The organism is Embleya sp. NPDC059213, from assembly GCF_042754445.1.
Lineage (GTDB): Bacteria > Actinomycetota > Actinomycetes > Streptomycetales > Streptomycetaceae > Embleya.
Genome location: NZ_JBHZAV010000260.1, coordinates 1 through 10,708, shown reverse-complemented (window position 1 = coordinate 10,708; position 10,708 = coordinate 1). Strand labels below are relative to the sequence as shown.

Sequence of the window (10,708 nt, the reverse complement as noted above, 5' to 3'; positions counted from 1 at the left end):
GTGATGTTCACCGACTCGATCAACGCCAAGAAGCAGGCGGGCGAGGCCAAGGAGGAACTCCGCGTCGTCGACGTCGCCCAACTCCTCCTGCAATCGGTACAACTCCCCGAACCACCGGCGACCGAGACCGAGCCGGAGGAGGCGACGGAGCCGGAACCGGCCAAGTAGCCGCAACCGCGCGACGGCGCCTGCCGGCCCGAAGCCCCCGCCCCCGACCTGTCGTCGGGGGCGGGGGCTTCTCGGGTTTCCGGCGGGGCGGGCGACGGGTGAACCGGTGGGCCGACCTCGCGACGCGCGCCGGCCGGTCGCGGGCCCGGTGCGGGCGTCGGCACCGATCCCGGCTCCGCTCGGTCGAGCATCAAGTGCCCCGATTCGTAATTGCCTTTCCGATATCGGAGTCGATGGGCATTTCGCTGTGTACCGTGGCTTCTCGATCGGCTCCGAGCGCAGCGTGGCTGCATGGTGACGAAGGGTTATGGAGCTTTGCGAGCTTCGGGAAAGCGTCGGATGGTATTGGTGGCCGGATTCGCGGCGGCCGTGCTCGTGGGTGGTTTGCCGCCGTTCGATGCGGCGTTCGGCACGCAGGACGACTCGCCGCCGGCGGCGGTGGCGGGCGTCGAGCCGGAGCCGGCCGCCGTCGTGCCGGAGTCGGTCGGTGCGCCGTCGGCGGGTGCCGGGTGGCGGTCGGGTGGGGCGGTGCGGTTGTCGTCGAGCGGCTACACGTTCCGGTTCCACGATCGCAGGGCGGTCGCCTGGCTGGGTCCGTACGTCGAGCGCACGGCGGCCGAGTTGCGGCGGATCACCGGGTTGCCGATCGCGGTGGACACCGAGCCGGCCGGCGATGCGACCGCGCGCGGCCGGGGCGACATCGTGGTGGGCGTACTGCCGCACCCGTGCCTGGTGCCCGCCGACGGCGGCCCGTGGCGGGTGGTCACCGACGGAAGCGGCACTCCCGATTGGAGTTGCGGCTTCCATACCCGGGCGCTCGGGGACACGGTCGTCGGTGGACAGGCGTTCATCGACGCCTCCTTCTTCCGTGCGGACGGCACGCCGATCGCCCGATTCGGCGAGGCCGGCATGCGCAATCACATCAGCCACGAACTGGGCCACACCCTGGGCCTGGCCCATGCGGACGACGCACCGGGGGGCTGCCCCAAGGGTGCCGACTCGGCCGAACGCCCGGTGATGTGCACGTCATCCAACGGCTATCAGGACTCCCGTGCGGGCCGGTACGTCCAGCAGTTCGACGTCCAGGGCCTGCGGGCGCTCGCGGCGGCGGCGGGCGCGCCGGTGCCGCCGCAGGGTCGGGTGGTCGGGATCGGCGGCCGGTGTCTGGAGGTCGAGGGCGGTACGGCCGCCAACGGCACCCCGATTCGGATCCGGGCCTGCGACCTCGGCCCGGGGCAGTCCTGGATCCTGGAACGGGACGGCACACTGCGGGCGTTGGGCAAGTGCCTCGACAACGCGGGCAATCGCCGCACCGACGGCAACCGGATCCAGTTGTTCGACTGCAACGACTCCGCCGCGCAGAAGTGGATGGTCGACGCACAGGGTCGGATTGTGCACGTCGCGAGCGGTGGGGTGCTCGACGTGGCGGGTGGGAAATCCGCGAACGGGACTGCGGTGCAACTGTATTCGGCCAACGGCGACAGCGGCCAACTCTGGCGCGTCCCGACCTAGGCAGGGCCGTGGCCGCCGGGTGCGCGGTGCCGCGGCGTGGATCGCGACGGGCTCCGAGAGTCGGGCAACCGACGGTTTGTGCCATTTGGCGCAACCTCGGAGGCCGGCTGATTTGCTGCCTTTTTCTTGCCGGGAACGGGCTCTAAAGTCGTGTTCACGGGTGGTGACGGCGTGATCACGGAGACGTGACGAGTCGGCGGCATCCTGGGGGGCGACCGTGATTCCCGTGTCACGCCGGGGTTGATGGTCGGAGGGGGGAGGGGCGTTCGACGACCCGTGCGACGGCTTGCGGGCGATGCTCGACGGGAGGGGGTCCGTCGACGTCGCGGGCAGGTGTCGAGGGTTGTCCCGCAACGCTTTCGAGGCCGGTACGTCGGGTGGCGTACCGTCTCGGATCCGTTCGTGCGGAGTCGACGGCGCACCGAGGTGCACGGGTACGGCGGCGCGCGCCGCCGTACCCGTCACCTGTTCCGCCGGTGTTCGTGGATGCCGATGTCCCGGACCGCGCCGGGGACTTGCTCGATGGGGGTGTCGTCAGCCTTCGGCCCGATGTCGGTGGCCGGTGTGAGGAGGAACGCCCCTGCGGTGTGCGACCTGGGAGGGATGAGCCCGCTCGCCGCGCCGGATGACGCCCGCTCGGGGTGGCCGACCGTAGCGTGCCGGTGTGCAAAAACTCTATGCCTGGCTGCGTGCGCACCCGCTGTCGGTGGACGCGATGATCGTGCTTCCGTTGTTGTTGACGAGTGCCGGTCAGGTGTACGACGACAACGCGCCGGGTGGCTTCACCCGTTGCGGGCAATCGATCCTCGTGGTGCTCTACTGCCTGGGCGCGACGTTGCGCAGGGCGCGCCGCCGGGCCGCGTTCGCGCTGGTGGCACTGGGCTGTGCGGGACAACTCGTGATGACGCCCGGGATGACCGTGGCGAGCTTCGCGGTGCCGATGGTGCTGTACGTGGCGGCCAAGTCCGGGACCCGTCGGCAGTCGCGAATCGCGCTGGTCTGCGTATTCGCCGTCCCCGTCACGTTCTACTGCGTGCGCCGGGGCAGCAGCCTGGACCTGAACGTGCGCGAGGCGGTGTTCGTCTACAGCTTCCTCACCATCACCCTCGGCATCGCCTGGGTGCTCGGCGACTCGATGCGCACCCGCCGCGCCTACTACGCCGAACTCGAAGAGCGGGCGGCCCGGCTGGAGTTCGAGCGGGACCAACAGGCGCAGATCGCCGCAGCGGCCGAACGATCCAGGATCGCCCGCGAGTTGCACGACGTGGTGGCGCACAACGTGTCGGTGATCGTGGTCCAGGCCGACGGCGCGAGTCGGGCCATCGACAACTCGCCGGACAAGGCGCGCGAGGCGCTGGACACCATCGCCCGCACCGGCCGCGAGGCGTTGGTGGAGATGCGCCGGCTGCTGGGCGTGCTGCGCGCGCAGAGCGAGACCGAGGCGCTGGTGCCCCAGCCGAGCCTGCGACACCTGGACGACCTGGTCGGCCAGGTCGCGCGGGCGGGCCTGTCGGTGGGCCTGGTCGTCGAGGGCGTGCCGATCGACCCGTCGCGCACCGTCGCCTCGACCGCCTACCGGATCATCCAGGAGGCACTGACCAACACCCGCAAACACGCCGGTTCGGCCGCCACCGCCGAGGTCCTGGTCCGCTACCGCGAGGACGCGCTGGAGGTGCGGATCCGCGACGACGGGCGCGGGGCGCAGGCGCCGGGGGACGGGATGGGCCACGGCCTGATCGGCATGCGCGAGCGCGTCGCGATGCACGACGGCCGGCTCCACATCGGCCCGGGCCCGGACGGCGGTTGGACCGTGCACGTCGTACTGCCCTACGAGAGCGCCCACGACGCGGTGACGCGACCCGCCCGGTCGACACCGGAGACGGTGGTCGGTCCATAGACGGCGCAGTCGGGCCGGCTCAGGTCGGCGGGGGTGTCGAGCGGGTGTCGGGGAGGGCGGGCAGGCGCACCCGGACCACGGTGCCGCGCTCGGGCGCGGGGTCGATCCGGATGTCGCCGCGGTGCATGTCGACGATCGCCGCGACGATGGACAACCCCAGGCCGCTGCCGCCCTGGGCCCGGCTGCGGCTCTTGTCCGCGCGGTGGAAACGATCGAAGACGTGCGGCAGGTCGGCGGCCGGGATGCCCGGGCCGCCGTCGCGCACCGTCAGCAACACCCGATCGGCCTCGCGCCGCAGTTCGACCGAGGCCGGCGCGTCCGGCGGCGTGTGCATGCGGATGTTGCCGAGCAGGTTGGCCACCAACTGGCGCAGTCGATCCTCGTCGCCGAGCACCAGCACCGCCCCCGGGCCCGCGAGGGCGGTGTGGTCGAGCGGCCGGTCGGGCTCGACGGCGGCGGCGTCGCGGCACGAGTCGGCCACCACCCGGGCCAGGTCCACCGGTTCCAGGTCGATCTCCCGCTCCTCGTCCAGGCGCGCGAGCAGCAACAGCGCCTCGACCAGGCCGTTCATCCGACGCACCTCGGCGCGCATCCGAGCCACCGCGTCGTCCACCGAGGCCCGATCCGGGAGCGCGCCGCGCTGGTACAACTCGGTGTATCCGCCGATCGATTGCAGCGGCGTGCGCAACTCGTGGGAGGCGTCCGCGACGAAGCGCCGCAGCCGCTCCTCCGAGGTGTCCCGGGCCATGAACGCGGCCTGGATCCGGTCCAACATGCGATCCAGGGCGGTGGCCAACCGGCCGACCTCGGTCCGCGGGCCGATCAGCGGATTGTGCACACGCCGCGCGTAGTCGCCCGCCGCGATCGAGTCGGCGACACGGGCGGCCTGTTCCAACGGCCGCAGTTCGCGGCGCACGAACAGCGCGCCGAGCAGGCCCAGGGTCGGCAGCGCGATGCCCACGGTGATCAGCACGACGTACAGCGCGTGATCGGCCGCCTGTTCGGCGTCGTTCGTGCTCAACGCGACCAGGGCGGTACGCCCGTCGGTCAGATCCTGGATCCGGACCCGGAACCTCTCGTCCGAGCCGGGCTCGCCGGAGCGGGCGGTGACCGTGCGGCCGGCGGCCGGCAGCGTGCCGGTCAACTTCGGTCCCGGGCCGTGCGGCGGACGGCGGCCGGGGGCGGCCAGGGCGATGCGCAGGCCGCCGGGATACGTCAGCCACACGCCCGGATCCAGGCCGAGCGGCTGGTTGTTGCGTTCGCGCTGGTCCAGAGCTCGCAACGCGGCCACGGTGGTGTCGAGTTGGTTGTCCAGGCGGTCGAACAGCGAATCTCGCAATACGCCCACGGTGACCGCCGCACAGGTGTTGAGGACCACGGTGCAGACCAGGACGAGCACGATCACCAGCCGCCGGCTCAGCGGTTGCCGGCGTGTTCTGGGCCGCCGGCTCAGCACGGTGGGGTGCGCAGGCAGTAGCCCACCCCGCGACGGGTGTGGATCAGCGGGGTGCCCTGGCCGTCGTCGATCTTGCGGCGCAGGTAGCTGATGTAGGTGGCCACCACGGTGTCGTCGCCGTTGAAGTCGTAGGACCACACGTGTTCCAGCAGCCGGGCACGAGTCAGTACGTGGTCGGGATGCAGCATCAGGTAGCGCAGCAACCGGAATTCGGTGGGCGACAGATCGACGGGCCGGCCGCCGCGGCGCACCTGGTGGGCGGTGGCGTCGAGTTCGAGGTCGGCGACGCGAAGTACGTCGCCGCCCGGGTCGGTGCGACGGGTGCGGCGGAGCACGGCCTCGACGCGCGCGGTGACCTCGTCCAGGCCGAACGGCTTGGTGATGTAGTCGTCGCCGCCCGCAGTCAGGCCGCGGACCACGTCCTTGCGGGTGTCGCGCGCGGTGAGGAAGACCACGGCCACCGGGAGACCGTCGGAGCGCAGTCGGCGCAGCACCTCGAAGCCGTCGTCGTCCGGGAGCATCACGTCGAGCAGGATCAGCTCCGGCAGGAAGTCCCGGGCGACGGTGAGGGCTTGGCGGCCGGTGCCGGCGGTGCGGACGTCGTAGCCGACGAAGCGCAGGAAGCGGGCGACGGTGTCCACGATCGCGGGTTCGTCGTCGACGACCAGGAGACGGCCGCGATCCTGGGGTGCGGGGTGGGCGGGCCGGCCGGCCTGCGGGTCCGGGGGGCTCATCGGGGCCTTTCGGTCGAGTGGTCGGTGGTGGGTGGGTGGTCGGCGGGTGGTCGTGTGCGTACCACCGTGCCGGCATCCGCGCGGTGGTCGCGTGCGTGGGGTCGACGGGTGCTGCGGTGCGGTCCGCGACGGGTGCCGGCACCCGTTCAGGGTGTCGTACCAACAGGGGTCCGTTCTATGGGAGTTGCGTGTGAATGGCCCCGGCTGGGGCGGTTGTCGGCGGTTGCGGGACGGGTCGGCTCCTAGCGTGGTTCGCGTCGACCACCCCCGCCTTCGAAGTGCACCGTCCGGGAGTTCGTGATGTCCACGTTGTTGTATCGCCTGGGGCGCTTCGCCTATCGGCGTCGCCGGCTCGTCATCACCGGTTGGGTGCTGATCCTGCTGTTCGCGGCCGGTGCCGCGGTCACCCTGATGCGGCCGTTCGCGGCGCAGAACACCATCCCGGGCACCGAGTCGCAACGATCCCTCGACGTCCTGGAGGCCCGATTCCCCACCGCCGACGGCGCGGAGGGCCGGATCGTCCTCCGGGCGGCGGACCGCGGCACGATCACCGCGGGACCGGCGCGGCAGGCGGTATCGGCCGCCACCGCCGCAGCCGCCGCGCTGCCCGGGGTGGCCGCGGCCGAGGACCCGTACGGCGCCGGCGCGGTCTCGGCCGACGCGACCACCGCGATCATCGCGCTGACCTTCACCGAGAAGCAGGCCGAGGACGTCTCGGCGGCCACCCGGGACGCCGTCGAGGAGATCGCCGAGGGGGCCAGGGCACGCGGCCTGACCGTCGAACTGGGCGGCGACACGTTCGTCGAGCAGCCGGCGCCGTTCGGCGTCGGCGAGATCGCCGGACTGGTCGTCACGCTGGGCGTGTTGCTGTTCGTCTTCCGCTCGTTGCGCGCCTCGCTGGTGCCCCTGGCGACCGCGCTGGTCGGGGTGGTCGTCGGGGTGCTGCTGGTGCTCGCCGGCGGCCGTTTCGTGACCATGGACAGCAGTTCGCTCACGCTGGCGACGATGCTGGGTCTGGCGGTCGGGGTGGACTACGCGTTGTTCATCGTGTCCCGGCACCGGGATCAGGTGCGCGCCGGCGTGGAACCCGAGGAGTCGGCCGCGCGTGCGGTGGGCACGGCGGGGACGGCGGTGGTCTTCGCGGGCGCCACGGTGGTGATCGCGTTGGCCGCGCTGGCGGTGGTGCGGATCCCGTTCCTGACCGTGATGGGGGTGGCCGCCGCCGCCACCGTGGTGGTGGCCGTACTGGTCGCGCTGACCCTGTTGCCGGCGCTGCTGGGGGTGCTCGGGTCGCGGGTGGCGGCGAGTTCGATCCCGGCACTGCGCCGGTCGGCGGATCGGGCCGACGGCGGGCGGGGCGGCGCGGGCGACGGTGTGCGGGGCGGTGTGCGGGCGTCGGCGGGGCTGCGCTGGGTGCATGCGGTGACCCGGTCGCGGTGGGTGGTGTTGCCGTTGGGCGTCGCGGCGCTGGCCCTGTGCGCGCTGCCCGCCCTGGATCTGCGTCTGGGCCTGCCCAAGGACCGCAGCGACACCACGGCGGTACGAGCCCAGGACCTGGTCGACGCCGGCTTCGGCCCGGGCTATACCGGCGCGCTGATCGTGGTCGTCCAGGGCCCGAGGACGATGGTCGGGCCCGCGGCGGAGCAGGTCGCTGCCCGGGTGGCCGACCTGCCGGAGGTGGCCTCGGTGGCGCCGCCGGTGCCGAACGCGGCCGGGGACACCGTGCTGGTCAAGGTGATTCCGGCGACCGGCCCCGAGTCCTCGCGCACCCGGGACCTGCTCGACGACATCCGCCGGGCGCGCGATCCGATCGCCGCGGTCACCGGGACCCGGATCGACGTCACGGGCAGTACGGCGGTCGATCTGGACGTGGCGGCCAAGCTCGCGTCGGCGCTGCCGGTGTACTGCCTGGTCGTGATGGGCCTGGCGATCCTCCTGCTCACCGTGGTCTTCCGCTCGGTGGTGGTGCCGGTCAAGGCGGCGCTGGGTTTCCTGCTGTCGGTGCTCGGCGCGTTGGGCGCGGTGGTGGCGGTCTTCCAGTGGGGTTGGTTGTCCGGCCTGATCGGCCTGGACGGCACCGGTCCGATCGTGAGCTTCCTGCCCGTCCTGGTGATCGGCATCCTGTTCGGTCTGGCGATGGATTACGAGGTTTTCCTGGTCTCGCGGATGCGCGAGGAGTACACCCGCGGGCGGCCCGCGGAGGAGGCCCTGCGGGTGGGCTACGGCCACAGCGCGAAGGTGGTCACCGCCGCCGCGTTGATCATGATCTCGGTGTTCGGGGCGTTCGTGCTCTCCGACAACGGAGTGGTCAAGGGCATGGGTTTCGCGCTGGCGATCGGTGTCCTGTTCGACGCCTTCGTGGTGCGGATGACGCTGGTCCCGGCGGTGATGGCGATTCTCGACCATCGGGCCTGGTGGTTGCCCCGGCCACTGCACCGATTCCTCCCGCACATCGACCCGGAGGGCGCGAAACTCGCCCACCGACTCGATGCCGGGCCGCCGAACACGGCCGACGCGACCTCCGGGTCGGCCGCCGCGATGTCACGGGAGTGAGTGCACACGTGATGAACGAGACCGAATTCCCGCTTCAGGGGCCCGGCTTCCATATTCGCCTGGCGGAGTTGATCGAGGTGGTCCCGGACAACGACTGGCAGTGGAGCGTGTTGGAATGCATCGGCATCGGCACCATGCCATGGGAGATGAAAGCCTGCCGAACGGGCGAACTCGTGCTGGCCTCACAGGTCGGGTTCCTGATGTCCTGGCACGAGTTCAAGGAATTCGCGGACGGACTGGAATGGGCCGAGGACCTGCTCGTCGTCGCCGCGGAGTCGCGCGAACGCCTGAAACCCGAACAACTGCGCATCGACGACTTCTCCGACTGCCTGCTGACCCTGGAGGCATTCGCCAACACCACCTGGACGGTCACCGCCCACCCCCGCCTCTCCGACACCGTGGACATCGTCGAACTGCTCCGGAGCCGGTACGGGGGTAGCTGACGGGCACGACCGGCCACGCCGGGGCCGCAGGGCGGAGTCGGTCGCGGTGGCGCCGGTGAAGCCGCAGCCGTCGACGCCTACGGGCCGGCGTGGCGTTGCGAGTGGGCGGAGCGCGGGGTGGGCCAGGGCTGCTCCGGTGCTTGCTCCCGGACCAGGCCGGTCAGGACGGCGTCGACCAGTCGCTCCGCCTCCCGGTCGGTGGCGCGCGGGCCGTCGAGTTCGACCAGGCCGTCGGTGAGCAGCGTGGCCAACCCGTGCACGGCGGCCCAGACCACGAATTCGGCTCCCGGGCGGGCGGTGGAGGGCAGTTCGCCGGTGTCGACGAGCCGGTCCAGTTCGGCGACGAGCACGTCGTGGGGATGCGGGGAGATCGGGGTGCGTGGGTCGGACCGGCCGGCGGCGAAGGCCAACCGGGCGACCGCCGGGTCCTCCATGGCCCAGCGCACGTAGCTGCGGCCGTAGGCGATCAGACGCCGGTGGGGGTGGTCGCCAAAGGCGCGCCCGGCGGCCCGCCGCAGCCGCTCGCCGAGGCGGGCGATCACCCGTTCGGACAGGGTGCGCACGAGTGCGTCGCGCGAGGGAAAGTGATGGTAGGCGGCGCTCGGGGCGACGCCGACCCGGGCCGATGCCTCACGCAACGACCAGCCGTCGACTCCGCGTTCGCGTACGAGTGCCTCGGCGGCGTCGAGCAGCGCGGCGCGCAGCTCGCCATGGTGATAACGCTCTTTGCTCACCGGTGGATCTTAACAGTGTTCAGACGTGCGGTCCCGGATCGGTGTTATGGTCCATGGGTTGTCTGAACACTGATCAGATGGGATGGCCCGGGAATGTGCCCCGTTGAACCCTTCTCGAACGACTCGATCGCGGACACCGGACCGGCCGGTGGATCGGCGCCGCCGGACGTGCGCGACGCCCCGCCGCCGGTGGTGCGGGGCGAGCCGGTGGAGTTGTGCGCCGGTGTCTTCGTCATCCCCGACAACCGGGTACCGCTGGTGCCCAACATCGGGATCGTCGTCGGCGAGCGGGCCGCGCTGGTGATCGATACCGGCCTCGGTCCCCGCAACGGTGCCCGGGTGCTCGACCGGGCCAGGCGTTTGGCCGGCGACCGGCCGCTGTACCTGACCACCACGCACTTCCATCCCGAACACGGCTTCGGCGCACAGGCGTTCAAGGGTGCCGCGACGATCGTCTACAACCGGGCCCAGCGCGAGGAATTGCGCCGCAAGGGTGCCGGCTACACGGGCATGTTCGCCGGGCTCGGGCCGCACGTCGCAGCGGCCCTCGAAGGTGTCGAATCGGTTGATCCGGACATGGTCTACGCCGACGAGGCCGAGATCGATCTCGGCGGCCACATCGCGGTGTTGCGGGCTTCGGGGCCGGCGCACACCGGGTCCGACCAGACCGTGCTGATCGACGGGCGGGTGTTGTTCACGGGCGATCTGGTGGAGACCCGGATGTTCCCGATCCTGCCGTACTTCCCGCCGTTCGACACCGACGTCGACGGGAGCGGTTGGATCGCCCTGCTCGACCGACTGCTGGCCGACGAGCCCGAGATCGTCGTTCCCGGCCACGGCGAGGTCGCCGATGCCGGACTGATTCGCGAGGTTCGGGGCTACCTCGACCATGTGCGCGCCGAGACCCGGCGGTTGCGGGCGGACGGGGTCTCGGTCGACGACGCGGCGGCGCGGATCGATCGGGACGCGCGGGCCCGGTGGGCGACCTGGGACAACCCCGAGTGGATCGGCTTCGCGGCACGGGCCTTTTGGCACGCCGACTCGGGCGTCGATGCCAAGGGGTGAGGGAGCACGTCGGGCGTCCCCGCCGACCCGGGCGGGCGCGCGTCCGCGACGGGCCGCGCCCCGCCCGCCGACGGTCGGCGGTGGGCGGGGCGCGGGGGGTGCCGGTCGATCGGGCGGTCAGTGCGGGTAGGGGTAGATCAGGCCCG

At 71.9% G+C, this 10,708-nt stretch carries 8 protein-coding genes; 5 read left to right on the top strand and 3 right to left on the bottom strand.

Annotated elements, in window-relative coordinates; all coding sequences use genetic code 11:
* Positions 1-507 precede the first annotated feature (507 nt).
* Together ACFXMF_RS44145 and ACFXMF_RS44140 are read left to right on the top strand one after the other, a co-directional pair.
* Positions 508-1,680: a ricin-type beta-trefoil lectin domain protein gene (locus ACFXMF_RS44145; protein ID WP_379992869.1), complete on the top strand. Its 1,173-nt coding sequence runs from the start codon at positions 508-510 to the stop codon at positions 1,678-1,680.
* Positions 1,681-2,344: 664 nt separating this feature from the next.
* Complete coding sequence (locus tag ACFXMF_RS44140) at positions 2,345-3,577, top strand: sensor histidine kinase (protein WP_379992183.1); 1,233 nt, start codon at positions 2,345-2,347, stop codon at positions 3,575-3,577.
* 19 nt (positions 3,578-3,596) lie between these two features.
* Here the strand turns inward: ACFXMF_RS44140 and ACFXMF_RS44135 are convergent, their stop codons facing one another.
* Together ACFXMF_RS44135 and ACFXMF_RS44130 are read right to left on the bottom strand one after the other, a co-directional pair.
* On the bottom strand, positions 3,597-5,033 hold the full coding sequence (locus tag ACFXMF_RS44135) for a sensor histidine kinase (RefSeq protein ID WP_380018052.1): 1,437 nt from the start codon (positions 5,031-5,033) through the stop codon (positions 3,597-3,599).
* The gene (locus ACFXMF_RS44130) at positions 5,027-5,767 is read right to left on the bottom strand and encodes a response regulator transcription factor (RefSeq protein ID WP_360312458.1); all 741 of its coding nucleotides are present in this window, start codon (positions 5,765-5,767) and stop codon (positions 5,027-5,029) included. The genes ACFXMF_RS44135 and ACFXMF_RS44130 overlap by 7 nt, the downstream gene beginning before the upstream one ends.
* 300 nt (positions 5,768-6,067) lie before the next feature.
* On the opposite strand from ACFXMF_RS44130, the gene ACFXMF_RS44125 reads away from it, so the two are divergent.
* Both ACFXMF_RS44125 and ACFXMF_RS44120 read left to right on the top strand, forming a co-directional pair.
* Positions 6,068-8,320 (top strand): MMPL family transporter, encoded by a 2,253-nt coding sequence (locus ACFXMF_RS44125; protein WP_379992184.1) that lies wholly within the window; start codon positions 6,068-6,070, stop codon positions 8,318-8,320.
* Between the two features lie 11 nt (positions 8,321-8,331).
* Entirely contained in the window at positions 8,332-8,763 is a 432-nt protein-coding gene (locus ACFXMF_RS44120; RefSeq protein ID WP_360312454.1) for a hypothetical protein, read from the top strand.
* Positions 8,764-8,840: 77 nt separating this feature from the next.
* Here the strand turns inward: ACFXMF_RS44120 and ACFXMF_RS44115 are convergent, their stop codons facing one another.
* Entirely contained in the window at positions 8,841-9,497 is a 657-nt protein-coding gene (locus tag ACFXMF_RS44115; RefSeq protein WP_360312452.1) for a TetR/AcrR family transcriptional regulator, read from the bottom strand.
* Positions 9,498-9,590: 93 nt separating this feature from the next.
* On the opposite strand from ACFXMF_RS44115, the gene ACFXMF_RS44110 reads away from it, so the two are divergent.
* Positions 9,591-10,562, top strand: a complete 972-nt coding sequence (locus ACFXMF_RS44110) for an MBL fold metallo-hydrolase (RefSeq protein ID WP_360312450.1) — start codon at positions 9,591-9,593, stop codon at positions 10,560-10,562.
* The last annotated feature ends 146 nt before the right edge of the window (positions 10,563-10,708 follow it).

What these genes read in the sequence shown, in the direction of transcription:
- ACFXMF_RS44145 (WP_379992869.1), top strand. Translation starts at nt 508, where the DNA reads ATGGTATTGGTGGCCGGATTCGCGGCGGCCGTGCTCGTGGGTGGTTTG.
- ACFXMF_RS44130 (WP_360312458.1), bottom strand. Translation starts at nt 5,767, where the DNA reads ATGAGCCCCCCGGACCCGCAGGCCGGCCGGCCCGCCCACCCCGCACCC.
- ACFXMF_RS44125 (WP_379992184.1), top strand. Translation starts at nt 6,068, where the DNA reads ATGTCCACGTTGTTGTATCGCCTGGGGCGCTTCGCCTATCGGCGTCGC.
- ACFXMF_RS44120 (WP_360312454.1), top strand. Translation starts at nt 8,332, where the DNA reads ATGAACGAGACCGAATTCCCGCTTCAGGGGCCCGGCTTCCATATTCGC.
- ACFXMF_RS44110 (WP_360312450.1), top strand. Translation starts at nt 9,591, where the DNA reads ATGTGCCCCGTTGAACCCTTCTCGAACGACTCGATCGCGGACACCGGA.